Below are 26,376 nucleotides of genomic sequence, written 5' to 3' on the forward strand. Positions count from 1 at the left end.
ATGAAACCGGAAAAGCTGATCATAAGCGCCTTTGGGCCTTATGCGGAGGAAATTGAAATTGATTTTGAAAAGCTGGGAGACAGGGGCCTGTTTTTGATCACAGGAGATACGGGGGCCGGGAAAACGACGATTTTCGATGCCATTTCCTTTGCCTTGTACGGAGAAGCCAGCGGAGAGATCAGAGAAGCGGGAATGTTTCGAAGCAAATATGCATCAGAGCAGACGCCCACATTTGCAGAGCTGACTTTTTCTATTCAGGAAAAGAGATACCGTGTCCGACGTAATCCGGAGTATCTGCGTCCAAAAGGGAGAGGAACCGGCTTTACTGTTCAGAAAAGTGATGCGGAACTGATCTTTTTTGACGGCCGTCCGCCAATCGTAAAGAATAAGGAGGTCACAAAGGCTGTTACAGAACTTTTGGGGCTGGACTACCGCCAGTTCACTCAGATTGCTATGATCGCCCAGGGAGATTTTCAAAAGCTTCTCTTAGCCGGAACCGCAGAGCGGTCAGAGATTTTCAGGCGTATTTTTCATACAGAGCCTTGTCAGGAACTTCAAAATCGTTTGAAATATGCAGTAAAAGAACGCTGGAAGGACTATGATGAGATGCGGCGCAGTATCAGTCAGTATCTGGACGGAGTACAGTGCGGATGTGCGCCGGAAATTGACGCAGAATTTAAGACTCTGAAAAAAGAACATTTTGACGGAAAAGCCGTCCGCGGCATGGAACTTTTGAGCCGGCTTCTGGAGATGGATAAGAACAGCCTGTTTCAGCTGGATAAGGAGATCAGAGGACTGGAGGAAGAAATCCAGGAACAGGATCAACTTCTGGGAAAAGCAGAACAGAGGCGCAGGCTGGTACAGGAGTTAAAGCTTAGGGAAACAGAAGAAAGGGAACTGGCTCCGGTTCTGGAGGAACGTGCCGTGCAGCTTAAGGAAGCAGAAGAAAGGACAGTTTACTGCAAAGCGCTTGATGAAAAGATACGGAAGGGAATGGGGCAGTTAGAGCAGTTTACGGCGCTTTCTGGTCTGAAGAAGGAACTTAAGGATAAGGAAAGCAGTCTGCAAAAGATCCAGGAAGAGTATGGGCTTTGCAGGAAGCAGGAAGAGCTTTTGGAAGAAGAAATCCAAAAAGGGAAAAACAGGCAGGAAGCGCTTGCAGGAGCAGAAGCAAGGCGGGAGCAGTTAGCCTACGAAACAGAGCGAACGACGGCCAGAAAAACAGAACTGGTAAGCTGCGGGAAGCGGTATTTCCAGCTGTTGGAGGCCGGGAAGCAGGAGCGGGAGGCAATCCGTCTGGATGAGGAGGCATTAAAGGAACAGGAAGCAGCTCTTGCAAAGGGACAGGAAAAAATCGACAGCCTGATGGACCGGGATGTGCTTTTAGTGAAAAAAACAGAGGAAGCAAGAGGATTAAAGCAGTTAGATCAGGTCTGTGGCCGCTGGAAGGAAAAAGAGGAAACGCTTTTAAAGATTCAGGAGCAGTACCGTCTGGCAAGTGTGGAAAAATCCCGTCTCAGACAGGAGTATGACCAGTTTGAGCAGCTCTTTTTGGATGCACAGGCGGGGATTTTGGCAGATCATTTAAAAGAAGGGGAAAGATGTCCGGTCTGCGGCTCTCTTCATCATCCGGCGCCTGCCATAAGGCCTGAACGGGTTCCGGAAAAGACAGAATTGGAGCAGAAAAAAGCCAGGCTGAGCCAGGCTGAGGATCGGGTTCGGGCGCTTTGCGCAGAGGCAGAGCATGGGAACCGGGAATGTGCAGAGCTTGGCAAGAGCATCCGGTCTGGTCTGGGAACGGAGGAGACGGATATAAGACCGGAGCAGGCGGGGCAGATCTTGAAACTTCGTATCGCAGCGCTTTCCGGACAGATCGCTCAGATTTCAGAGGAAATTGTCCTGCGAAAAAAACTTGGGAGGCTGCAGGAACAGGAACAAAGAAGGTGGAAGGAAAGCCAGGAACAGTATCAGAACCGTCTGCGCCGAATGGAGGTAATACGGACGCAGAAGGAACAGGCCTTACAGGATATCCAAACAGCTCTGGGACGGGAAGAAGAGGAGGCTTATATTCTTACGGCTTTGAAACAGGCTGTCCAGAGCCTGGAAGCAGAACTCAAAGGACTGAAAGAGAAAACAGCCTCCAATCAGGCGCTTGTTCAGGAATTTATTTCTCTCAGGCAGATCCTTTTGCAGAAGGAACAGGCGCTTTCAGCCTGCAGGGAAAGGATCAGCCGGCTGAGAGCGGAAGAAGCCTCCCTGAAAGCCAAAATGGATTCTCTGAGGGAGCAGGAAAAAGAGAAGAACGAGCATCTGGAAGACTGGAAAGAAGAGACGCTCTCTGTACAGATTGAAAGCTGGCGCAGGGAAAAGTCCGGACTGGAAAAGTCCTATGAGCAGGCAGCCGAAGCATTTCGGAAATGTAATACCAGGTTTACAGCCTTACAGTCTGCCGTTTCCACGCTGAGAGAGCAAAATAAGGAAGCAGAGCTGCTTTCTGAGCCGGAAATTCTGGCCTGTAAAGCCATACTTTCTGAAAAAAAAGAGAAAAAAGCCGCACAGCGAAGCCAGCTGTATGCGGAAATGGAGAATAACCGCCGTATTTTTAATGCAGTTCAGGGGAAGGAAGCGAAGATGGCAGCTGCGGAACAGGAGTATGTGTGGATGAAGGCTCTGGCCGATACAGCGGGAGGAACATTAAGCGGAAAGCCGAAAATCGAATTTGAAACCTATGTCCAGACCGCGTTTTTTGACCGTATCCTGCGAAGGGCGAATCTCCGCCTGATGACTATGAGCAGCGGTCAGTATGAATTAAAGCGTCAGGCGGCAGGAGAAAATAAAAAAGAGAAGGCAGGACTGGAATTAAATGTCATTGACCATTATAATGGAAGTGAACGCAGTGTGAAAACACTCTCCGGCGGAGAAACTTTCCAGGCATCTTTGTCCCTGGCTTTGGGGCTGGCAGATGAGATACAGTCAAATGCCGGAGGAATCCGCCTGGACGCTATGTTCGTGGATGAGGGCTTTGGCTCTCTGGATGAGGAAGCTCTAAACCAGGCTATGAAGGCTCTCTACAGTCTGGCAGAAGGGCAGCGGATGGTGGGGATTATTTCCCATGTATCTGAATTAAAAGAGAGGATCAGCCGAAGGATTACTGTAACTAAAAACCGCAAAACAGGCGGTGTGGGAAGCACAGTCCAGGTGAGCGGAGAATCATAAAAGAAAAAGGGGTAATTTAAGATGGATCAAACAAAGAAGAAACTGGCGTTACTGGGAAATGGATATCTGTCCGGGATTGTAGTCGAGGCGTATAATATGGGACTGCTTGAGGACTATAAACTTACCGGCATCCTGGGACGGACAAAGGAGAAAACAGAGGCGCTGGCTGCAAAGGCAGGCTGCAGAGCCTGCAGCACCATTGAAGAGCTGATGGAGGACAAGCCGGATTATGTGGCAGAAGCTGCGTCTGTAAAATCCATTAAAGACTATGCCAAAACCATTCTCTGTCAGGGAGCCAGCCTGGTCGTTCTTTCCATCGGAGCATTTGCAGACCAGGAATTTTATGAGCAGGCAAAAAACTGTGCTATGGAGCACGGCACCAGGATTTATCTGGCATCCGGAGCGGTAGGCGGCTTTGATGTGCTTCGCACCACATCTTTGATGGCCCTGGCACAGAAGATGAAGGCAGAGGGGCTGTCTGCTTCTGAGGCCGGAAGTCTGGACGGTTATCTTACAGCCGGAATTTCTACCAGAAAAGGGCCGGCATCCCTGATGGGAACACCGGTCTTTAAAGATTATTTCATGACAGATCCAGAAGAAGCGGCTGCTTTTTCCGGCAGCGCGAAGGAGGCTATCGGTCTTCTGCCGACCAAGGTAAATGTGGCGGTCGCTTCCTCTCTTGCTACAGCAGGCCCGGATGAAACTACAGTGGATATCACCAGTGTTCCCGGTATGGCAGGAGACGACCACAAAATTACGGCAAAGATCGGCGGTCCGGATGAGGTAGAGGCAGTAGTAGATATCTATTCCCGTACCAGCGCCATTGCAGGATGGAGCACCGTAGCCGTGCTGAGAAATATCCTGTCACCTGTTGTATTTTAACCGACTTTATATTTAAAATGATAATATCCGAAAATAGATTATAAGAAAGGAGATAGAAATGTTTCGTAAACTGACTGCCATTGAACCGGTCAGCCTGGAGGACTGGGCGGAGGAAAAGCTTCATACCTATGCAGAAGAAGTTGTATTATACAGAGATATCCCTGAAAATGATGAGGAGATCATCCGGCGCATCGGTGATTCAGATGCGGTTTTAGTAAGCTATACCACAAGGATTGGACGGAATGTGATTGAGGCATGTCCACAGATCCGTTATATCGGTATGTGCTGCAGCCTTTATTCAGAGGAGAGCGCCAATGTAGATATTGCCTGCGCCAGAGAGAGAGGAATCCGTGTACTGGGCATCCGGGATTACGGAGACCGGGGTGTGGTAGAATTTGTTTTAAGCGAGCTGGTGCGGTTCCTTCACGGGTTTGACCGCCCCATGCTCTATGACATCCCTACGGAGATTATCGGTTTAAAGGCTGGTATCATCGGCCTTGGTGTTTCCGGAACCATGATTGCAGAGGCGCTGCAGTTTATGGGAGCGGAGGTTTCCTATTTCAGCCGTACCCGCAAGCCGGAAAAGGAGGCAGCAGGCTTTGCCTACCGTCCGTTAAAGGAGCTTTTGGCAGAAAGTCAGGTGGTATTTGCCTGTCTGAATAAAAATGTGATCCTGCTTCACAAAGAGGAATTTGACGCTTTGGGAAAGGGAAAGCTTCTTTTTAACACATCCATTGGGCCGGCTCATGAGGTGGAGGCGCTGGCAGAATGGCTGGATCATGAGGGTGGTTATTTTATCTGCGACACCGCAGGAGCCCTTGGAGATACAGAAGGCATTTTAAAGGATCATCCAAACGTTATCTGCGCAGGGGTTTCTGCTGGAAGAACCAGACAGGCCTTTGGCCTTTTAAGCAAAAAGGTACTGGATAATATTGAAACCTGTTTAAGAGGAATGGAAGAATGAAAGCGCTGGTAATTGCTGAAAAGCCTTCTGTGGCCCGTGACATTGCCCGCGTGCTGAAATGCGGAAAAAATATAAATGGAGCCATTGAGGGAGAACGCTACGTAGTAACCTGGGGGCTGGGCCATCTGGTGGAACTGGCGGATCCGGAGAGCTACGACGCCCGCTATAAGGAGTGGAGGATGGAGGATCTTCCCATGATTCCCGATCCTTTTAAGCTGGAAGTGATCAAACAGACCGGAAAGCAGTATCAGGCAGTAAAATCCCAGCTTCACCGGAAGGATATTTCCCAGGTGATCATTGCCACAGATGCGGGACGGGAAGGAGAGCTGGTAGCGAGGCTGATTCTTAAAAAGGCGGGAAGCCGTCTGCCGATTAAGCGGCTTTGGATCTCATCCGTTACGGATAAGGCGATTAAAGAGGGATTTGCCTCCTTAAAAGACGGAAAAGAGTATGAATCCCTCCGGGACGCCGCATTGTGCAGGGCCGAGGCAGACTGGCTGGTTGGGATCAACAGCACCAGGGCATTGACCTGCAAATATAATGCTCAGTTATCCTGCGGACGGGTGCAGACGCCTACATTAGCCATGATTGCAGCCAGAGAGGAGCGGATCAGAGCCTTTGTGCCGAAACCTTATTATGGAATGAAAGCCAGGGTTCAGGGGATTTCCTTTACCTGGCAGGATAAGGCTGCATCCAGCAGCAGTTCCTTTGACCGGGCGCGGATAGAGGGACTTTTGTCCTCTCTTAAAAATGAGCCTGCCCAGGCAGAGCAGATCAAAAGAACGCCCAAAAAGAAGCAGCCGCCGCTTTTATATGATCTGACAGAGCTTCAGAGAGACGCCAATAAACAGTATAATTATACAGCCAAGGAAACATTAAACATCATGCAGCGGCTGTATGAGAATCATAAGGTACTGACGTACCCCAGAACGGATTCCAGATATTTGAGCCAGGACATTGTCCCAACGATAAAGGAGCGCTTAAAAGCCTGCTCTGTAGGGCCATACCGAAAGATCGCAGGGACTCTAATCAACCGTCCTCTTGCCCAGAAGATGGCTTTTGTGGATAACTCAAAGGTTTCAGATCACCATGCCATCATTCCCACAGAACAGTTTGTCCAGCTGGATCACATGACCGTAGATGAGCGACGGATCTACGATCTGGTTGTCCGCCGCTTTCTGGCGGTGCTGTATCCGCCCTGCGAGTATGAGCAGACAGAGGTAACGGTACGGATCGGCAGCGAGCGCTTTACAGCCAGGGCCAATGTGGTTACCCAGACGGGCTGGAAGACAGCGTATGAGGGACAGAGCGGCTCATGGGAGGAAGATGAGAGCACGGAGGCAGCAGAAAGCAGCGCAGACAGCCAGAAACTTTTGAGCCTGAAGGAAGGAGATGTCCTGAAGGGAGTAGTTCTTGCCATGACGGAGGGGAAGACAAAGCCCCCTGCGCCCTTTAATGAGGCCAGCCTTCTGTCTGCCATGGAAAATCCGGCTGCTTATATGGAGTCAAAGGATAAGGCTATGGCAAAAACGCTGGGAGAGACAGGGGGACTTGGCACGGTAGCGACCCGTGCAGATATCATCGAAAAGCTTTTTTCCAGTTTTTTACTTGAAAAGCGGGGAAAGGATATTTTCCTCACCTCCAAGGCAAAACAGCTCTTAGAGCTGGTGCCGGAGGACTTAAAAAAACCGGAGCTTACCGCCCAGTGGGAGATGAAGCTTTCAGCCATTTCAAAGGGAGACTTAAAGCGGGATGCATTTATGGAAGAAATCCGTGACTACTGTAAGGAACTTCTGGGGCAGATTAAAACAGGAGAAGGGCAGTTTCGCCATGATAACCTGACCAATACCAAATGTCCGGTCTGCGGAAAACGGATGCTTTCTGTAAAGGGAAAAAACAGCCAGATGCTGGTTTGCCAGGACCGGGCCTGCGGTCACAGAGAGACTGTCTCCCGAACCTCCAATGCCCGCTGCCCTGTATGCCATAAAAAAATGGAGCTGCGGGGAAAGGGAGAGGGACAGATTTTCGTATGCAGCTGCGGTCACAAGGAGAAGCTGTTTGCTTTTAAGGACCGGAGAAAGAAGGAAGGAGCCGGCGTATCCAAAAAGGATGTGGCCCGCTACTTAAACCAGCAGAAAAAAGAAGAAACGGAACCATTAAACAATGCGTTTGCCGCGGCGCTTGCAGGGCTTAAGGTGGATCCGTAACATGTCCGGAAGGAAAAGAAAGAGGGAACAATATGGAACGAAGGATTGATCTGGCGGAAATTTCCGATGGAAAGCTTTACGGGGCAGAGGATATGGTAAAGGCGGACTGCGGAGACTGTGAGGGCTGCTCTGCCTGCTGTCAGGGCATGGGGGATTCCATTCTGCTGGATCCTTATGATATCTGCCGCCTGTCAGAGGGGCTTGGAAAAAGCTTTGAGGAGCTGATGAAGGAGGCTGTGGGTCTTAAAATGGCAGACGGACTGATCCTTCCGTATTTAAAGATGACGGGGGAGAAAGAGGCCTGTTCCTTTTTAAACTCAGAAGGCCGGTGTTCCATTCATACATTCCGGCCAGGCTTCTGCCGTCTCTTTCCTCTGGGCCGTCTTTATGAAAACGGAAGCTTCCGGTATTTTCTCCAGATCCATGAGTGCAGGAAGGAAAATCGGACAAAGGTACGGGTACGCAAATGGCTGGATACGCCTGATTTTGCGGCCTATGAGCAGTTTATCAGTGACTGGCACTACATGACAAAGGAATTGGGAGAAAGGATCCGTTCTTTGGGAGCAGAAGGGCAGGAGAAATCAAAAAAAATCTGTCTTTATGTGCTGAACCGGTTTTACATGGAGCCGTATGGAGAAACAAAAGGGTTTTATGAGGAATTTTACAGGCGGTTAGAACAGGCAAAAAAGGATTTGGAACTTAAAAACACCATGTACGTGCAGGAAAGGATAAAACAGGGATGAGAGAAAATATGAAGGAATTTACAGGGGGAATTGTGAAGACCCTTCTGTTTATCGGCCTTGTGATGTTCTTCTGTCCGGCCGTTGTATTTCTGGGGCTTTTTGCAGCGTCAAAGCTGGGGCTTACCACCTCCAGGGTTCAGGTTCCTTTAAGCCATGTGGCGATTGACGGAGAAGAAATACCCATTCCCCTGCAGGGAAAGGTTACGGAGGGAAAAGGATGGGTGCTGAGAAATTCCAAAGGCCAATACACACTGACTCTGGACGGACTAAAGGCAGGCAGCCTGGAAAGAAAGACTCCGGCTCTTGAAATCCAGGGAGATCTTACCCTGGTTTTGAAAAAGGGGACAGAGAGCGAACTTTTAAGTGCAGACGCCGCCCTGAAAAAGGGGGCAGGTACTCTTACCATACGCGGAGAAGGAAGCTTAAGGCTTCAGGGAGAAACGGCCCTGGAGGGGGAGTGGAAGGAGGAAACGCTTAATCAGGATGAACCCTCTGCCCTGCGGATCGAAGGGGGGAAACTGGTATTTACCGGAGAGGAAACGGCTCTTTATGAGGATACCGTAGAGCTTGCAGGCGGGGAGATACAGATTCAGTGTCTGAATGGAAAGGGAACAGGGATCAGGGCCCATACATTGGACGACCGTCACTTTTCAGGAAGTTTGGAAATGGAGGAATCAGAAGAATGAAGCTGACGATATTGTGCTATGACAAATGCAGTACCTGTAAAAAAGCCTTAAACTGGCTGGATGAAAAGGGGATTTCCTATGAAAAAAGACCCATTAAGGAACAGAATCCCTCAAAGGAGGAACTGGCCGTCTGGCATAAGAAAAGCGGCCTTCCCTTAAAGCGCTTTTTCAATACCAGCGGGAATCTGTATAAGGAGCTGGGCCTTAAGGACAAGCTGCCCCAGATGACAGAGGAGGAGCAGCTGGAGCTTCTTGCATCCGATGGTATGCTTGTAAAACGCCCTCTGGCAGTTACAGACCAGTGGGCCTTCCCGGGTTTTCGGGAAAAGGAGTGGGAGGATCATCTGGCAGACTGAGCTGTAAGATGATCCAGGGATTCAAAACGATATCCCATTTCTTCCCATTTTGTCAGCAGTTCATCCAGAATCTGTCCATTGGTTTTTGATGTACTGTGAAGGAGAACCACAGCCCCCGGATGGATGCGGCCTAAAAGCTTTTCAAAGGCCTCTTCCTTCGAGGGCTGTTTGTTTTCATACCAGTCCACATAGGCCAGGCTCCAGAAAAAGGTCTGATATCCCATATCCTTTGCCATCTGCAGATTGCTTTCACTGTATTTTCCCTGAGGGGGGCGGTAGTATCGCTTCATTTTCTGTCCAGTGGTCTGTTCATAGAGGGTTTCCAGATCGGACAGCTCCTTCTGGAAGGCTTCTTTGCTGGAAATTTTTGACATATCGGGATGGTGATAGGTGTGATTCCCTACAATGTGGCCTTCCGATACCATCCGTTTTACCAGTTCGGGGCTTGTTTCCAGATAGTTTCCTACTAAAAAGAAGGCCGCCGGTGCATGATGCTTTTTCAGTGCATCCAGGATTGGTTCGGTGTTTCCGTTTTCATAGCCTGCATCAAAGGTGAGATAGATTACCTTTTCATCCGGATTTCCGGCATACCAGGCATGATACTGTTTTAAATATTCGGCAGAGGCATTCCCAACGGGTGTTTTTCCTTTTTCAGGAAAACCCAGACCCCAGTTTCCGTCTGCAGACGCTTCCAGATGATCCGAAGGGCCGAAAAATCCCGCTTCTGCCTGTCTGGCAGTCCACTGGCCGGCTCCGTAGGCCATCAAAAACAATACTCCTGTGAGTATGATTCCCCAGAATGAAAAATCCCAGGATCCATCATTTTTCATAATAACAAACAGCTCCCTGTATACGGTTAGTTCAGTATACAGGGAGCTTCGTTTTATTATGACTGGATTTCAGAGCGGGCCGGCAAAAAGCGGAAGGTGAGAATACACACAACCATGACAAGGACAGCGATGACGGTCCATCCCAGGCCGGCGGAATACAGCGGAAGGGAGTGGAAGATAGGGCTTAAAACTCCAAGATCCAGGCCGATGTTTTCAGCTGCATAGATAACGCTTATGAATCCTACAGAGCCGATGGTGCAGGGATAGATAAAGGGAATATGTCCCAGTTTTGTATCACACAGTCCGAGCACGATCAGCATGATGGAAATGGGATAAATAGCATCCAGTACAGGTACGGAAATGCTTAAGATCACATTGAGCCCCTGATTGCAGACCACAAAGGAAAAACCTGCGATCAGAAGAACCAGCTGGCGGTAGGACAGCCGGGAAGTCAGGGTTGAAAAATACTGGGAAATAGAGGTGATCAGTCCCACGCAGGTTGTCAGGCAGGCCAGCGTAAAGATAGCTGCCAGAAGGATGGCGCCCGTATCCCCGAAGAGCTGATGCACGATGCAGCGCAGAGTCCATGCGCCGTTTTCCTGAATCGGGAATACACCGGAAGAACTCATGCCCATATAAGCCAGGATCAGATAAACGCCGGCTAGGATAAGCCCCGCGAAAATACCGGTCATAACCGTATATTTCATCACGTCCGATTTACGGCTGATCCCCAGTCCTGTGATGGTGGTAGCAATTACAAGGCCGAAATTTAAGGCTGCAATCGTGTCCATAGTCAGATAGCCTTCCAGAAATCCCTTCACAAGAGGATTGGAAGCATAGCTTTCCTGCGGCTCTGCCACATGGACATTTCCCTTTAAAAGAAAGTTAAAAAATACAAAAAGCAGTAAAAATAACAGGCTTGGTGTTAAAAATTTTCCGATCCTCTCTACCAGCTTGTTTGGGGTAAGAGCCAGCCATCCTGCAATGAGGAAAAACACAAGGGAAAATCCAAGCATGAATAAGGACAAATTCGCTTCCTCAGGAAGATAGGGAGCCACTGCCATTTCAAAGGGAAGGGAGGCTGCTCTGGGGATACCAAGTCCGGGGCCGATGGAAAGGTAGATAAGAATGGTAAATACGATGGCAAATTTCGGATTAACCCTTCTAGCAAGCTTTTCCAGGCCGTCAAACTTCGCCACAACGATCACGCCCAAAACGGGAAGGGCTACAGCTGTGATCAGAAAGGCTGCAATGGCAAATGGGGTCTGGCTGCCTGCATTCTGTCCTAAAAATGGCGGGAATATCAGGTTGCCTGCCCCGAAAAACAGGGAAAAGAGCATAAAGCTCACCAGCAGGATTTGTTTCTTGTGTAGTTTCATAATAAAAAGCCTCCTTTAAAATAAAAAAATCGCCCTTATAAAAAGGACGATTAAAAACCGTGGTACCACCTTAATTCCTGAATGAAATCCAGCTCATCTCCGCATCCTCTAATGCGTATCACCTGTAACGTGGCTCTGCTCCGGCGCTCCTACTAAACTTCAGTTTGCTTCTCCAGGATGATTTCATCCGTCAGGTTCAATGACAGCTCACACCAGCCGCTGTCTCTCTGAAAAATCCGCTGAGGACTACTTGTTCCTATCAAATGAATTTTTTCTATGGCTGTATTATAGAATAAAAAATCAGAAATTACAATAGTTTCCAAAATTATTTTTCATCACAGACCTGGAAGATGATGAACTTGAGATAATAGGATTCGTCTGCCGCCCACAGGATCGGATGATCGGCGGCCTGGGTTCTGTATTCGATCTGGCGCAGCCGTTTGTGGACATTGGCAGCTGCTTCACGGATGGTTTTTGTGAAAAGCTCCGGATCCATAAAATGGGAGCAGGAGCAGGTGGCAAGGTATCCTCCGTCTTTTACCAGCTTCATGCCTCGGATATTGATTTCACGATAGCCCTTTACTGCATTTTTGATGGAACTTCTGGATTTGGTAAAGGCGGGAGGATCCAGAACTACCACATCAAAGCGTTCTCCTCTTTGCTCTAACTGCGGGAGAAGGTCAAATACATCGGCGCACTGGAAATGAACCCGATCCTCTAAGCCGTTAAGGCGGGCATTCTCACGGGCCTGTTCCACTGCAAGCTCCGAGGCGTCTACTCCCAGAACATGGCCGGAACCGGCGATTCCCGCATTTAAGGCAAAGGAGCCGGTATGGGTAAAGCAGTCCAGCACCCGTTCCGGCTGCGTTTTTTTACACAGATTCTGTACAGCCAGCCGGTTGTATTTCTGATCCAGGAAAAAGCCGGTTTTCTGTCCATCCTCTACATCCACCAGATAGCGGACCCCGTTTTCCAGAATTTCCACCTTGGTATCAAAGGCTTCGCCGATAAAGCCCTTATAGCGATCCATCCCCTCCTGCAGACGTACCTTGGCGTCGCTGCGCTCGTAGATACCCCGAATATGGATATCCTCCTCTTTGAGTACCTTAAGCAGCTTTTCCAGGATTACCGGCTTTAAACGGTCAATTCCCAGAGCCAGGGATTCTACTACCAGAACATCGGAAAATTTATCGATCACAATACCCGGCAGGAAATCGGCTTCTCCAAAGATGACACGGCAGCTGGAGGTATCTACGGTGGCCTTCCTGTATTCCCAGGCATTTCTTACCCGCATTTCGATAAATTCATCATTAATGACAGCATCCCTTTTTCTGGATAACATCCGAACGGTCAGTTTGGAATGTGTGTTGATAAAGCCATGGCCCAGAGGATAGCCGTCAAAGTCCTCGGCTGTTACCAGATCTCCGTCCTTATATTCACCGGAAATGGTGTCGATCTCATTGTCATAGATCCATGCTCCGCCAGCCTTTAAGGAACGCCCGGCTCCCTTTTTGATCCGTACGCAGGCGGTTTCTCTGTATAATTCATCTTTTGTCATATAGGACTCTCCTTTAGCTTTCTTCCATAGGAATATCTTCTTTTATACCACAGATTACTCAGAGGCGCTACAGAGATTTTGACTGAAACTGCGGATTTTAATGGGGATGCTTTATTCCAGAGGATTCTGGGAAAGCACATGAAGCTGGTCAGTAATGATTTTTTCGGTCAGCCGCGCCATCTGAACCGGCGTTTCCTTAAGACCGGTCTTCAGCCAGTGCTGCACCAGCCCCAGGCAGCCGGAAACGATGAAGGCGAAGTAGGCGTCAAATACTGCGGTACTTTCGGTACGAACCACTTCCATCCAGTCGTGAAGACATTTATCACGCATGATCTGTTTCATCCGGTTGAGAAAGTTCAAATCTCCATTTTCTCCCAGGAGAATTTCTACCAGAGACGCATTTTCATATACCAGCGTATACACCTCATGGAAAATATTAAAGGGGCGGTCTAAAAGCTCTTCAGCCCGGTGCTTTTGGATCACAGAGTTTAATTTTCCAAGGAGCTCAGTTTCTGTCTGTTCCAGAAGATCAAACACATCTTTATAATGAAGATAAAAGGTTCCGCGGTTTAAGTCTGCCATTTCCGTCAGCTCCCGGACGGTGATATCCTGTATACGCTTTGTTTTTAACAGAGAAATAAGACAGTCTTTTAATTGTTTCCGCGTTTTGCGGATTCTTCGGTCGATCAGTTCTGTTCCCATTTTCATAACCTCCTTATGTATGGGATTTTGTATAATAATGAACATAAAAAAACGAATATGTTGATTAACGTACATTGAATGTGAAATCAATCATTGTTATTTTAAACATTCATTAGTATAATCTATTATAGTTAAGTAATGAACATATGTCAATTATCGTTCACAGAGTTGAGAAAATAAACATGACCAGCAAAGAATCAGGAGATCGGTTGTATGAAAAAATGGAAGAGTATCAGGTTGATGTGCCTGATCGGGGCGGTTCTGCTTCAAATGGAAAATATGGATGCGCTGGCGGCAGAGCCGGGAGGTTCTGATCCGGGATGGATCTGTCTGGATGGAAATTGGTATTGGCAGAAAGCGGATATGACAGCAGCCACAGGCTGGCTTTCAGCTGGAGGAAGAACTTACTATCTGAGGGAGGACGGGGTCATGGCGACCGGATTTCAAAAGGTAGGAAATGAGTGGTATTATTTCCATGAGGACGGTGGAATGAATCTGGGAGATCTGGAGCTTGATAATGCGGTATATACCTTTTCGGCAGAAGGTGCTCTTACCGGAGCCTCATGGAAGGAAAATACGGGAGGAGGAGCCTATTTTGCAGGCTGCTATGATACGCAGGGGCAGATTTTGTTTGAGTATTTATGCGATGAAAAGCGGGATCAGTATTTTGACGCCAGACCGGACCGGGAACATGAGTATGACGGGGATATGCATACGTCCTATGACCGGTATGCGGGCTTAAAAATGGATGTAAAGCTGAACCGGATTGCGGCTGCCCGCCTTAAGGAGGCCATGGAAAATGGGTATGCAGATGGGAAAAACAGCACTTATAAGGAGCTTTATATACGAAATTGTGAGGATGGGGAAGCTGCTTTTGATAAAATCATGGATGTGCTGGAAAAACAGTACAGCAGAGGAGAAGCTTATCAGGATACGCTGGATTATTATCGGTATTTGGGTATGGCCCATTATGAGGCGGACGGACGTCACTGGTTTATGGTGGTACTGAAGCGCTGAATGAAATGAACCCCGGGATGTTAGGAGCAGGATCAAATGAAGGAGAAATTGAAATTCGTACATAAAAAGAAAGAGAAGCAGACAGAGAATGGCTTGACGGAACGGTTGTCTGTCCGCCTTGCCCGCTTTATTTTAAGAAGGCAGAAATGGATTGAAAGCATATTTGTGGCAGGATGTGTTTTTTCCTTTATTGCAATGCTGTTTGTAAATGTGAATTACGATCTGACCGAATATCTGCCAAGGGAGGCGGCATCCCGTATTGGATTGGACCGTATGGAGGAGACGTTCGGATATCCGGGAACCGCACGGGTGATGGTAAAGGATGTAAGTCTTTATGAGGCGAAGCAGTATAAGGATCAGATAGAGGCTGTGGACGGAGTGGATCAGGTACTCTGGTGTGATGCTGCCGTTAATATTTATGCAGGAGAGGACTTTATCTCCATGGATGACATAGAGGATTACTATAAGGATCGCTGTGCAGTAATGGATATTACTTTTGATGAAGGAGATACGGCCAAGAGAACTTCCCGTGCTGTGGATGAGATCCGGGATCTTTTAGGGGAAAAGGGCTGCTATACCGGGATGGCCGTGCAGAACAAATCCTTAAAGGAAAATATAGAAAGCGAAATGCAGCTGATCATGCTGGTAGCGGTGATCATGATTTTTACGATCCTATGTATTACCACGGCCGCCTGGTCCGAACCGTTCCTGTTTTTGATCGTTATGGGCGTTGCCATTCTTTTAAATCAGGGAACCAATATTTTTCTAGGAACTGTATCCTTTCTTACCAACAATGTGGCTATGGTGCTGCAGCTTGCAACGTCCATGGATTATTCCATTTTCCTGTTGGATGCATTTGAAAGGGAGAGGAAAAAGGGGCTGGGAAACAAAGAGGCCATGACAAATGCCATTGACGCTGCCATCAACTCTATTTTTGCCAGCAGCCTTACTACCGTAGTAGGCTTTCTGGCTCTCATATCCATGAAGTTCAGCATTGGTTTTGATATGGGACTGGTGCTTGCAAAAGGGATTGTATTCAGTCTTCTTACTGTGGTATTTTTTATGCCGGCCATGATCTTGAAGTTTGCAGACTGGAATGAAAAGACGGCTCACCGTCCCTTTCTTCCGGCGTTTAACCGTTTAAGCCGGGGAATTTACCGGTTTCGCTATGCGGCCTTGATCATTATGGCTCTTTTGGTGCCTCCGGCTTATGTGGCCCAGGGGATGAATGATTATCTTTACGGAAACAGTGCAGTGGGTGCCAGTGAGGGAACAAGGGTTTATGAGGATGAGAAGGAGATAGCAGCCATTTTCGGGCGGAGCAATATGCTCCTGGTGATGTATCCAAACACCTCCATGGTGACGGAAAAAGCACTGTCCGGGGAGCTTGAGGATCTTCCCTATGTAAAAAGCGTCACTTCCATGGCCAATACGCTTCCGGAGGGTATCCCTGAGGAATTTCTTCCATATTCTCTTACCAGTGAGCTTCACAGGGGAGATAAAGGCAGGATGCTGGTGTACATCCGTACAAAGACAGAGAGCAGGGAAGCATTTCAGGATACAGGGAAGATTGAAGAAATTGTAAAGAAATATTATCCGGAGGATTCTTTTGTGCTGGGAGAAACTCCCTCTACCATGGATATTAAAACCTTTATTACAGCCGATAATACACGCGTAAATATCCTGTCCCTGCTGGGCGTATTTTTAGTCGTCATGTTCAGTTTCCGTTCTCTTTTGGTGCCGGTGATCGTTATGATCCCCATTGAGGCGGCTATTTTCCTGAATATGGCAATGCCGTATCTGGCCGGAGATACCATGGTATATATGGGATATATCATTGTGAGCAGTATTCAGCTGGGAGCCACTGTGGATTATTCTATCCTGCTGACGAACAGCTATATGGCATGCCGAAAAGAGATGGAGAAGAAAAAAGCCTGCATTCAGGCAGTGAAAATGTCGTGTACTTCCATTTTTACCTCAGGAACTATTATGATTCTGGCCGGTTATATTATTCATTTTATATCGAATACGGCTGCCATCGGAGATCTGGGGCATCTGATCGGCCGTGGAGCTCTTTTCAGTGTGATCCTGGTGCTGACAGTGCTTCCTTCCCTTCTTGTTCTCTTTGATTCGATCATTACAAGAAATGAATGGGAACGGATACGAAAGAAGTTTATGGGAAAGCGGCGTTCTTTGACAGACAGCAAAATGGAAGGAATGGAGGCGAAGAGCAATGAAAATTAGAAAAAGACAGATGATGGCAGCTGTTCTTGCAGCTGTGGTTACAGCCGGAAATGCGCCCCTGTCCTATGGCGCTCCGGCTGCAGTGGAAACGGATGAGACCATGTATGTGAATCTGGATGTTTACGGAAAGGCTCAAAAGGTAAATGTAGTAAAGAGCTGCAGTTTAAACGGCGTCACAGATTTTACAGATTATGGAAATTATCTGGCAGTGGAAAATATGTCAACTCAGGATGAACCGCAGCTGGGAGAGGGGGAAGTGGTCTGGAAGCTTCCGCCGGATCGCAGGGAACGCTTTTACTATAAATGTACGCTGGATCAGGAGCAGACAGCGCTTCCGTGGAATTTTGATGTGTCCTATAAGCTCAACGGGGTTCCCACAGACGGGGAAAAGCTGGCCGGAGCTTCCGGGCTGGTGGAAATTCACATAAAGGCTGAGCCTAATGAACAGGCAGATCTGTATTACCGTAATAATATGCTTTTGCTGGTGGCAGTTCCCGTGGACATGTCCAAGTGCTTCAGCGTGGAGGCAGAGGGATCTCAGACCCAGAATATGGGGGAGCTTACAGCGGTTGTATTTACAGCTCTTCCGGGGGAAGAGGGGGATTATACGGTGCGCATCGGTTCGGATTCCTTTGAGACAACGGGAGTCATCATGGCAATGACGCCGGGAACGGTGGAGGATCTGGAGCATATTAAGGATTTAAAAGAGGCAAAGGATACCTGGCAGGATGCGGGAGATGAACTGTATGATAGCTTAGAGCAGATGGCTCAGTCCATAGAGGATATGAGGGGCGGAGTTGATCAGATGCAGTCCGGCCTGAATGCAGCAGAGAATGCAAGGCAGAAATGGAGCAGCTCAAAGGACGCCATACTGGCAGGAAACGATCGGTCACTGGAATCCCTCAGGGCTATGTCCGGCCAGCTGGAAACCCTGGTGCCTCATCTGCAGACGGCAAAGGAAGAGGCAGAGATCGTACATAAAAGTATGGGCGACATTGTGGGAACACTGGGAGAGATGCAGGAGCCTCTGGGAAAGCTGTATACAAGACTGAGAAATATTAAGAGCAGTACGGCTTCGATGGGAGAACAGCTGCCGGATCTGAGAGACGATCTGGGTTATCTGATAGAAACGAACGCATCTTTTCAGGTGCAGACCACAGAGGCTTTGGAGGCTCTGGGACAGCTGATTGGGGAGCTGGAGGAATATGATGATGAGGCCTTGGAAATAGAAGTGCCAGAGATTGAAATTCCAGAGGCTCAGGGAGAGGAAGAGTTAGAGGAACCGGAAGCTTCGGAACCGGAGGGCTCAGAGAAACCAGAGGAGTCGGAGGAGCAGGAGAAGCCGGAGGGCTCAGAAGAACCGGAGGCACCGGACGCTTCGGAACCAGAGAAAGACGAAAACTTGGAAATCAATGAGCCTGAGAACGAGAATACCGGCAGCCAGACCATCAGCCGTGCGGTTGTTCCAAAGGCACAGATTGAAAAACGAGAGGTGCCTTTTGTGGCTTCTTCAGGCTCCCAGCTGCAGCAGCTGATGCAGATGCTCCGAAAAATCGACAAAGACAGCCGGAAATTTACCCAGACAGCAGGAAACTTGATGGAGGATATTTCCGATTCTGCCCAGTACAGTGCGGATCTGGTGGACAATATGGACTTTCTTATTGAGGATCTTACGGCGCTCCATGATTCGTTGGATACATACTATCCGGATCTTCAGAGCGCATTGGACGATATGAGTGCACTTACGGAAAGAACCACGGAGGCTTTAAACAGCACTACAGATACCCTGACACTGGTTCAGAATACGCTTAAAGCCTCCAGCGACGAGATGGATGTGGCAGCAAAAGACAGCCTTATGGCAAGTATGGAGCTTTTAAATAAAAGTCTGAATGTGCTTGACAGTACAGCCGGGATCCGTCGGGCCGGCCGTACCATGAAGGATGTGATCGACAGCCAGCTTGATAAATTCGATACGGAAAACAGATTCCTGTTTATGGATCCGGACGCGGAAAAGGTATCCTTTACATCTTCTAAAAATCCGGAACCCAGAACCCTGCAGGTTGTGCTCCGCACAGATGAGATCAGTTTGGAGAATGAGGAACACAAGACGCTGGACGCAGAAACAGAGGAGCCGGAGGTAAGTCCTCTGAAACGGATGTGGAACGTACTGGTAAAAATGTGGCGTTCTCTGGTGGACATCTTTAAAAACAGATAGAAAAGCAGCTGATTTTCTGGTATGCTTAAGAAAGAGCAGGCGGTACTCTCTTTGCACAGCAGTGCCGGAAAGGATGAGCTTCATGGAACTTACAAAACAGGAGAAAACAAAATACCGGCTGGCAGCTTCGGTGAAGGAGTGTATGAAGACTGCTTCGGTAGATAAGATAACCGTAAAAAATATTGTGGAAGGCTGCGGCCTTACCCGCCAGACATTTTACCGGAATTTTCTGGATAAATACGACTTAATTAACTGGTATTTTGACAAGCTGGTTCTTCAGTCCTTTGAGCAGATCGGCATGGGGCATACTGTGGGAGAAAGCCTGACACAGAAGTTTGCGTTTATCCGTGCAGAAAAGGTCTTCTTTACGGAAGCATTTCGAAGCGATGACCGCAATTCCGTAAAGGAACATGATTTTGAGCTGATCCTTCAGTTTTACAGGGATCTGATCAACCGCAGAACCAGCCGTCCCTTAAGTGAAGAAATACAGTTCCTTCTTGAGATGTACTGCCGCGGTTCCGTCTATATGACTGTAAAATGGGTTTTAGGGGGCATGAAGGACTCGCCTGAGGAAATGGCTAAAAAGCTGGTAGAAGCCCTGCCCCCCAAGCTTGCCAGAGTATTTGACGAATTGCAGCTTTTGTAACATCTGCATAAACCATTTTGTGACAATTCACAAAAAAGACATAGAAAGTGACAGACTACCCTGTTTGTCACTTTTATTTTTTTCAGGCACTGTTATAATATTAACAAACAGGGAAGATCCTGAGAAAGAAAAGGAGAAGAGGAACCATGGCAAACAGAATTGTATTAAATGAAACTTCTTATCACGGTGCAGGTGCAATTGCAGAGATTGCAAATGAAGCAAAGGCAAGAGCCTTTAAGAAAGCATTCGTATGCTCGGATCCTGATTTGATCCGTTTTAACGTGACAAAAAAAGTGACAGATGTTCTGGATGAAGCAGGCCTGTCCTATGAGATTTACTCCAATATAAAGCCGAATCCTACGATTGAAAATGTACAGACCGGCGTAGCCGCTTTTAAGGCATCCGGCGCTGATTATCTGATCGCCATCGGCGGAGGATCCTCCATGGATACGGCCAAGGCCATTGGAATCATCATTGCAAATCCTGAGTTTGAGGACGTAAGAAGCTTAGAGGGTGTTGCTCCTACCAAGAACCCGTCTGTTCCGATCATTGCAGTTCCCACTACAGCAGGAACCGCAGCAGAGGTTACGATCAACTATGTTATTACAGATGTGGAGAAAAAGCGCAAATTCGTATGCGTAGATACACATGATATCCCTGTAGTAGCAGTAATTGACCCGGATATGATGGCTTCCATGCCAAAGGGTCTGACGGCATCTACCGGTATGGACGCTTTAACCCACGCCATTGAGGGATACACAACAAAGGGCGCATGGGAGATGACCGATATGTTCCACTTAAAGGCAATCGAGCTGATCTCAAAATATTTAAGAGGCGCCTGCGAAAATACAAAGGAAGGCCGCGAGGGTATGGCTCTGGGCCAGTACATCGCCGGAATGGGCTTTTCCAATGTAGGACTTGGTATTGTCCACTCTATGGCGCATGCTCTGGGCGCTGTATATGATACACCTCACGGCGTTGCAAATGCCATCCTTCTGCCGACTGTTATGGAGTATAACGCCCCCTGTACGGGAACCAAGTACAGGGACATCGCTATTGCCATGGGCGTAGAAGGAGCAGAGAACATGAGCCAGGAGGAATACCGGAAGGCTGCCGTAGAGGCTGTAAAGAAGCTGTCTGCAGATGTAGGTATTCCCGCTGACTTAAAGGAAATCGTTAAGCCTGAGGATGTAGATTTCCTGGCGCAGTCTGCAATGGATGATGCCTGCCGTCCCGGCAATCCAAAGGATCCGACCTTTGAGGATATCAAGGCGCTGTATCAGTCACTGATGTAACGATCATATCACAGAAAGGGGCTCTGGTTTTCAGAAGGAAACCGGAGCCTTTTTACATATAATTTACACAGACTTTACATTACCTCAGGGAAACTATATTGACTAGAAATGAAATATCCCGTATAATGAGAATACGTAAACAAAAGGTAAAGAAAATGTAAAAAAAGGGAAAAGAGGACAGAGACATGGTGGAGCGTATCTGCTGCGGTATACAGGCTATGTCTTATATTTTGTGCCTGTTTTGATGGATAAATGGATATTATCCGAAAAACGATATCAAATGTCTCTGAATCTGAACCAAAAAGGAGAAATCATGGGATTTGAATTGCTTTTAGGACTTTTAGGCGGCCTGGCACTGTTCCTTTACGGAATGCAGATGATGAGTACCAATCTGGAAGCGGCAGCCGGAAACAAGATGAAGCAGATCTTGGAGCGTCTGACCTCCAACCGTTTTCTGGGCGTTTTAGTGGGAGCTGTGATCACGGCGCTGATCCAGTCCTCATCCGCTACCACGGTTATGGTAGTGGGCTTTGTTAACTCCGGTCTGATGACTTTAAATCAGGCTGTATGGGTTATCATGGGCGCCAATATCGGTACGACCATCACAGGTCAGCTGATCGCTCTGGATGTTGGAGCTCTGGCTCCTCTGATCGCCTTTGTCGGAGTAGCCATCCTTGTATTTGTAAAGAATAAGAAGATCCAGCATATTGCCGGTATTGTTGCAGGCATCGGCGTACTCTTTATTGGTATGGATATGATGAGCTCTGCAATGTCTCCTTTAAGAGAAGAACCGCAGTTTGTGGAAATGATGACGAAATTCAGCAATCCGCTTCTGGGCATTCTGGTAGGCGCGGGCTTCACGGCGCTGATCCAGTCCTCCTCCGCGTCTGTCGGTATCTTACAGGCTCTGGCCATGAGCGGCGTCATTGATCTGCACAGCGCGGTATTCGTTCTGTTCGGACAGAACATCGGTACCTGTATTACGGCAGTTCTGGCTTCCATTGGAACGACCCGCAACGCAAAGCGCGCTACAGCGATCCATCTGCTGTTTAACCTGATCGGTACAGTGGTATTTGTTGTATTAAGCCTTGTAACTCCATTTACAGATGTGATGATCAGCCTGGCTCCGGGAAATCCCATGGCGCAGATTGCAAATGTCCATACGGTATTCAATCTGGGAACGTCCCTGCTTTTGCTTCCCTTCGGCAGTGTGCTGGTTAAGATCGTAGAGCGGATTCTTCCTGATACCGAGGTTAAGGTTATGGACGAAGATCACTGGCTTCAGGGACTTATGGTTTCTAAGCATCACCTTGGAGTATCCACCATTGCCATCAGCCAGATCCATGAAGAAATCCGTGATATGCTGTCTGCGGCTTCTAAAAACGTAGACGCCAGCTTCCTGGCAGTAGAGCAGGGACCCGGCGAAGACGGGATCGGAGAGATTGAAAACAGAGAAGAGGAGATTGATCTTGCAAATGTCCGTCTTTCCAAAAAGATATCCCGTGTTCTTGTTTTGGACCAGACGCCAAAGGATATTGAAACACTGAATAAGATGTATTCTATTCTGGGAAATATTGAGCGTATCGGCGATCACGCCATGAACCTGGCTGAGTATGCCCAGACCATTTTAGAAAAGGATCTGTCCTTTTCCGAGTATGCCCAGAGCGAGTTTTCCGTTATGGCGGACAGTTGCTCCAAGGGAATGAAGCTTCTGGAGCAGGCGGCTGCAGGAGAGAAGAAGTTTGAATTGGCGAAGGTACAGGAAATCGAACAGAAGATTGATGATATTACCCGTAAATTCCGCCAGAATCAGATTGACCGCATGAGAGCGGGAAGCTGTAATGTTGAGGCGTCGATTCTTTATTCTGAGATGCTTACAGATTATGAGCGTATCGGCGATCATATGTTAAATATTGCAGAGGCTTATGATGTGATCAACAAAAATGACGAAGGGATTTCCGACACACAGCCGGCCAATGCCTGAAATGTAAATACTGAAATATAAAAATGCGTTTCCCGTGGGAGGAGTTTCTTCCTGAGGGAAACGCATTTTTGATTGATGCATTTGACAGATATGCGTTTTTAATGCATCTATCCGATCTCATCTGTTGTAGCCTTGGGGAGATCCCAGCAGTAGCGGGTAGCTAACAGGCGGATCAGAACCACCAGGAATGCAGCTGCTACCATGGAGATACTTTCTCCCAGGAAGTCGGACAGATATACATAAAACAGAGCCCCGGCTAAAGATGCGCAGGCATACACATGCTTTTTCAGGATATAGGGCGTCTGTCCGGCCATGATATCTCTGAGAACGCCGCCGCCTACTCCGGTAAGAACTCCCAGAAAGATAGACAGGAAACGATAATCGCCATAGCCTGCCATCATGGCAGTGTCGATGCCTGTGACCGTAAAGGCAGCCAGCCCGACGGCGTCAAAAATATTCATGATCCGTTCGTAGATTACAATGTAAGGGCCGGTAAGAATATGCTGGTTAAAACGGATGATAAGAAAAAGAACCAGCACGGTAACAAAGGCCATGATCACATAGATCGGGTTGATGAACAGGCTGGGAGGCACCCTTCCAAGAAGAATGTCTCTGAGCATACCGCCGCCGACGGCGGTTGTTTCCCCCAGGATGATCACTCCCAGAAGATCCAGACGCTTTCGGATCGCAGTCATAGCACCGGAGGAGGCAAAGGCAATAGTGCCGATAGCCTCAATGAGAAAGAAAAGAGAAATAGTTTCCATGGCGGCGCCCTCGTTTCTCTTTACAGAAGATAGATCTTATGCTGGCTGCATACAGCCCGCATATCAGCAGGCCAGATACTGGCCTGTACTTCTCCGATGTGGGCACGGTCAAGCAGAAGCATACACAGACGGGACTGTCCGATACCGCCTCCGATGGTGTAGGGAAGTTCTCCGTTTAACAGCATCCTGTGGTAAGGAAGGTTCATGCGGTCTTCGCAGCCGGCTTTTTTTAACTGCTCTTTAAGAGAAGCTTCATCCACGCGGATGCCCATGCTGGAGATTTCCAGGGCACAGTTTAAGGTATCAAACCAGAACAGGATATCGCCGTTTAATTTCCAGTCATCATAGTCCGGTGCGCGTCCGTCATGGGGCTTTCCATCTGCCAGCTTATCGCCGATCTGCATTAAGAATACGCAGCCATGCTCTTTGGTGATCAGGTTTTCTCTCTCCTTTGGCGTTTTGTCGGGATACATCTGTGCCAGCTCGCCTGTAGTAATAAAAAAGATGTCATCCGGAAGCTCTTTTACGGCCTGGGGATACTTGTACCAGACCTCATGCTGCATATGCTTGATGATCTTGAAGATTTCCCGTACCGTAGCCATCAGGGTTTCCATGGTGCGCTCTTCTTTGGTGATCACCTTTTCCCAGTCCCACTGGTCTACATAGCAGGAGTGGAGATTATCCAGCTCTTCATCCCTGCGGATGGCGTTCATATTGGTATAGAGACCTTCTCCCGGCTGAAAGCCGTATTCCTTTAAGGCAATGCGCTTCCATTTGGCCAGTGAATGGACAACCTCCAGAGTTTCACCGGGAAGGCCGGCCATATCAAACTGGACCGGACGCTCTACGCCGTTTAAGTTGTCGTTTAAACCGCTGCTTTGTTCTACAAACAAGGGAGCGGAGATACGCTCCAGATGAAGCTCACGCCCCATTTCCTTCTGAAAGGTATCGCGTATGTACTTGATGGCATCCTGTGTTTCACGGATCGTAAGCCTGGGGTCATATTTCTTGGGTAATATCAGTTCCATTGATCCATCCTCCATAAAAAAGCTCTGTATGCTGTGGGATACAGGCGTGATAAAATTACTCCTATGGTATCATTAAAGGAAAAAAGGTGCAAGAGAAAAAAGATTTTTCATTTTTTGCCGGATGCGTTTTCTTCGTTCACTGGTTTCGTCCGGGTCAGTTTTGAAAACTCCGTTTTCTTCCCGGAGGACATCTCCCTCCTTTACGCCCTGAGGCAGACAGGACAGCGGGAGAGTAAAGACAGAGCGGTCCTCTCTCTGGCATACAGCTGTGGTTTCTTCGATTCGGTCAACAATGCAGATCATAAAATATCCCTCCTATAGCGTTTCTATAATGTTTTATTTTTTGGTATAAGTCCAGGTAAGTCCTTCCGGAGAACTGGATGCGATGATGGTACCCTTTTCATCCGTACGCAGTACCTGAATGCGGTGTTCAGCGTATTTTTTTAAGGTTTCCTCATGGGGATGGCCGTAGGAATTGCCCTTGCCGCAGGAAATCACGGCCCAGGATGGAGATACAGCTTCTAAAAATTCAGGGCTGCTGGAGGTGCGGCTGCCATGATGGCCTGATTTTAATACATCAGCCGAAAGATTCAGGCCGCTGCGTGCCATATCTTCCTCAGCCTCTGTTTCCGCATCGCCGCACATGACAAAGGAATGATTTCCATCTGTGAGGCGGATGCCCACAGACCAGTCATTCAGCTCATCTGCGTAATCGCCCACAGGACCTAAGACGGTAAACTGGGACTGTCCCAGATCATAGGTATCACCGGGAACGGGCTTTGTGATCTTAAGCCCCTGGCCGGCCACTGCATCCAGAACATCTTCAAAGGTTGCAGTCGTATGTTCAACCGGCGGCATAATAACGGTTTTGGCCGGAAATGTTTCCAGTACGTCGTCCAGCCCGCCGATATGATCCGAGTGGGGATGGGTACCGATCACATAGTCCAGAGAGGTGACGCCCTGCTCTTTCAGGTAGTTTACAACCGTATCGCCCTGATCATTTTCCCCTGCATCGACCAGCATAAAATGAGTTCCGTCCTGGATCAGGATGCTGTCTCCCTGGCCCACATCAATAAAATGTACATTTAAGGTGCCGCTACTGCTTTGTATTTCAGGGTTCGTTTTATCATTTAACTGCCCTTTTACCGCTTCCTTTGCATAATCCCAGGCAGCCGAAACTGCCTGATCGGCTGCGGATTCAAGGTATTTGGAGGCTTCCTCCTTTGAGCAGCCGCCAAGAGAGAGAAGAGAAGCGGTCAGTAAAATAGTCCCTATGAAACGATATGTCTGTTTTGTCATGTCTTATCAGCCTTTCTGTTATATTTTCCCATTCTGTCCCATATATAACTATTATGAGGGACGATTCCCCGAAGAAAACGAAACACACTAAATTATAAAGGAGTTAATACCTATGGCAAGAGGAGTAAGAAGAACCCACACAGAAAAACTTCAGTCTGAGCTTTCTGAGGTTCGGGCTGCGATTTCCCAGTATGAGGACAGCCTGGATGAGCTGCGTTCCCGGGAAAAGGAAATCAATTCCCAGATCGAGATCGAGCGTTTTAAGGAAGTCAGCGAGCTTTTAAAGCAGCGCGGAATGACGCTCTGCGATTTAAAGGAGCTTCTGTCTTCAAGGGAAACACAGGCAGCCGGAATCTGACTG

General features: G+C 48.1%; 22 protein-coding genes and 1 other annotated feature. Of the genes, 14 read left to right on the top strand and 8 right to left on the bottom strand.

The features are described 5' to 3' along the window. The 7 genes from BN3656_RS02255 to BN3656_RS02285 are packed head-to-tail and all read left to right on the top strand — an operon-like array spanning position 1 to position 9,054. Positions 1-3,216, top strand: a complete 3,216-nt coding sequence (locus BN3656_RS02255; protein WP_066543673.1) for an SMC family ATPase — start codon at positions 1-3, stop codon at positions 3,214-3,216. Positions 3,217-3,237: 21 nt separating this feature from the next. After that, positions 3,238-4,098 carry an aspartate dehydrogenase domain-containing protein gene (locus tag BN3656_RS02260; protein WP_066543675.1) on the top strand — a complete coding sequence of 287 codons (861 nt, stop codon included), beginning with the start codon at positions 3,238-3,240 and terminating at the stop codon, positions 4,096-4,098. Between the two features lie 58 nt (positions 4,099-4,156). Continuing rightward, positions 4,157-5,062, top strand: a complete 906-nt coding sequence (locus tag BN3656_RS02265; RefSeq protein ID WP_066543680.1) for a D-isomer specific 2-hydroxyacid dehydrogenase family protein — start codon at positions 4,157-4,159, stop codon at positions 5,060-5,062. Then, positions 5,059-7,269 (top strand): DNA topoisomerase III, encoded by a 2,211-nt coding sequence (locus BN3656_RS02270; protein WP_066543681.1) that lies wholly within the window; start codon positions 5,059-5,061, stop codon positions 7,267-7,269. The genes BN3656_RS02265 and BN3656_RS02270 overlap by 4 nt, the downstream gene beginning before the upstream one ends. Positions 7,270-7,301: 32 nt before the next feature. Next, entirely contained in the window at positions 7,302-8,012 is a 711-nt protein-coding gene (locus BN3656_RS02275) for a YkgJ family cysteine cluster protein (protein WP_066543682.1), read from the top strand. Further along, positions 8,009-8,698: a carbohydrate-binding domain-containing protein gene (locus BN3656_RS02280; RefSeq protein WP_066543686.1), complete on the top strand. Its 690-nt coding sequence runs from the start codon at positions 8,009-8,011 to the stop codon at positions 8,696-8,698. The genes BN3656_RS02275 and BN3656_RS02280 overlap by 4 nt, the downstream gene beginning before the upstream one ends. Then, the gene (locus tag BN3656_RS02285; protein WP_066543689.1) at positions 8,695-9,054 is read left to right on the top strand and encodes an arsenate reductase family protein; all 360 of its coding nucleotides are present in this window, start codon (positions 8,695-8,697) and stop codon (positions 9,052-9,054) included. The genes BN3656_RS02280 and BN3656_RS02285 overlap by 4 nt, the downstream gene beginning before the upstream one ends. Here the strand turns inward: BN3656_RS02285 and pdaA are convergent. The 4 genes from pdaA to BN3656_RS02305 all read right to left on the bottom strand — a co-directional run bounded on the left by pdaA (position 9,039) and on the right by BN3656_RS02305 (position 13,523). Then, positions 9,039-9,884: a delta-lactam-biosynthetic de-N-acetylase gene (pdaA, locus tag BN3656_RS02290; RefSeq protein WP_066543691.1), complete on the bottom strand. Its 846-nt coding sequence runs from the start codon at positions 9,882-9,884 to the stop codon at positions 9,039-9,041. The genes BN3656_RS02285 and pdaA overlap by 16 nt on opposite strands. Before the next feature lie 56 nt (positions 9,885-9,940). Next, positions 9,941-11,263, bottom strand: coding sequence for a branched-chain amino acid transport system II carrier protein (brnQ, locus tag BN3656_RS02295; protein WP_066543694.1), 1,323 nt, complete (start codon positions 11,261-11,263; stop codon positions 9,941-9,943). Between the two features lie 39 nt (positions 11,264-11,302). Beyond that, positions 11,303-11,536 (bottom strand) — a binding site (T-box leader). 52 nt (positions 11,537-11,588) lie between these two features. Next, the gene (locus BN3656_RS02300; RefSeq protein WP_066543696.1) at positions 11,589-12,821 is read right to left on the bottom strand and encodes a class I SAM-dependent rRNA methyltransferase; all 1,233 of its coding nucleotides are present in this window, start codon (positions 12,819-12,821) and stop codon (positions 11,589-11,591) included. Positions 12,822-12,932: 111 nt separating this feature from the next. Next, on the bottom strand, positions 12,933-13,523 hold the full coding sequence (locus tag BN3656_RS02305) for a TetR/AcrR family transcriptional regulator (protein WP_066543697.1): 591 nt from the start codon (positions 13,521-13,523) through the stop codon (positions 12,933-12,935). Between the two features lie 213 nt (positions 13,524-13,736). Between BN3656_RS02305 and BN3656_RS02310 the strand changes: the two genes are divergently transcribed. The 6 genes from BN3656_RS02310 (at position 13,737) to BN3656_RS02335 (ending at position 22,924) form a co-directional block, all read left to right on the top strand. After that, positions 13,737-14,540: a hypothetical protein gene (locus BN3656_RS02310; RefSeq protein WP_066543698.1), complete on the top strand. Its 804-nt coding sequence runs from the start codon at positions 13,737-13,739 to the stop codon at positions 14,538-14,540. A gap of 36 nt (positions 14,541-14,576) precedes the next feature. Beyond that, complete coding sequence (locus BN3656_RS02315) at positions 14,577-16,784, top strand: MMPL family transporter (RefSeq protein ID WP_066543700.1); 2,208 nt, start codon at positions 14,577-14,579, stop codon at positions 16,782-16,784. Beyond that, a complete protein-coding gene (locus tag BN3656_RS02320) occupies positions 16,774-18,999 on the top strand; it encodes a hypothetical protein (RefSeq protein ID WP_143331322.1) in 2,226 nt (741 codons plus the stop codon). Before BN3656_RS02315 ends, BN3656_RS02320 begins: the two co-directional genes overlap by 11 nt. A gap of 82 nt (positions 19,000-19,081) precedes the next feature. Next, entirely contained in the window at positions 19,082-19,645 is a 564-nt protein-coding gene (locus tag BN3656_RS02325) for a TetR/AcrR family transcriptional regulator C-terminal domain-containing protein (protein WP_066543702.1), read from the top strand. 146 nt (positions 19,646-19,791) lie between these two features. Beyond that, positions 19,792-20,940 (top strand): lactaldehyde reductase, encoded by a 1,149-nt coding sequence (fucO, locus tag BN3656_RS02330; RefSeq protein WP_066543707.1) that lies wholly within the window; start codon positions 19,792-19,794, stop codon positions 20,938-20,940. 313 nt (positions 20,941-21,253) lie between these two features. Further along, positions 21,254-22,924 carry a Na/Pi cotransporter family protein gene (locus tag BN3656_RS02335; protein WP_066543708.1) on the top strand — a complete coding sequence of 557 codons (1,671 nt, stop codon included), beginning with the start codon at positions 21,254-21,256 and terminating at the stop codon, positions 22,922-22,924. A gap of 107 nt (positions 22,925-23,031) precedes the next feature. On the opposite strand, the gene BN3656_RS02340 is transcribed toward BN3656_RS02335, so the two are convergent. The 4 genes from BN3656_RS02340 to BN3656_RS02355 all read right to left on the bottom strand — a co-directional run bounded on the left by BN3656_RS02340 (position 23,032) and on the right by BN3656_RS02355 (position 26,015). Then, positions 23,032-23,688, bottom strand: coding sequence for a trimeric intracellular cation channel family protein (locus tag BN3656_RS02340; protein ID WP_066543710.1), 657 nt, complete (start codon positions 23,686-23,688; stop codon positions 23,032-23,034). 20 nt (positions 23,689-23,708) lie between these two features. Continuing rightward, entirely contained in the window at positions 23,709-24,716 is a 1,008-nt protein-coding gene (asnA, locus tag BN3656_RS02345) for an aspartate--ammonia ligase (RefSeq protein WP_066543711.1), read from the bottom strand. A 72-nt stretch (positions 24,717-24,788) separates the two neighbouring features. Further along, positions 24,789-25,019, bottom strand: coding sequence for a DUF3006 domain-containing protein (locus tag BN3656_RS02350; protein WP_066543713.1), 231 nt, complete (start codon positions 25,017-25,019; stop codon positions 24,789-24,791). 33 nt (positions 25,020-25,052) lie between these two features. Further along, positions 25,053-26,015 carry a ComEC/Rec2 family competence protein gene (locus tag BN3656_RS02355; protein WP_066543715.1) on the bottom strand — a complete coding sequence of 321 codons (963 nt, stop codon included), beginning with the start codon at positions 26,013-26,015 and terminating at the stop codon, positions 25,053-25,055. Positions 26,016-26,127: 112 nt separating this feature from the next. On the opposite strand from BN3656_RS02355, the gene BN3656_RS02360 reads away from it, so the two are divergent. Further along, positions 26,128-26,373 carry a nuclease gene (locus BN3656_RS02360; protein WP_066543717.1) on the top strand — a complete coding sequence of 82 codons (246 nt, stop codon included), beginning with the start codon at positions 26,128-26,130 and terminating at the stop codon, positions 26,371-26,373. Positions 26,374-26,376: the final 3 nt, after the last annotated feature.

The sequence above is a fragment of the Clostridium sp. AT4 genome, from assembly GCF_001517625.2.
Classification (GTDB): Bacteria; Bacillota; Clostridia; order Lachnospirales; family Lachnospiraceae; genus Enterocloster.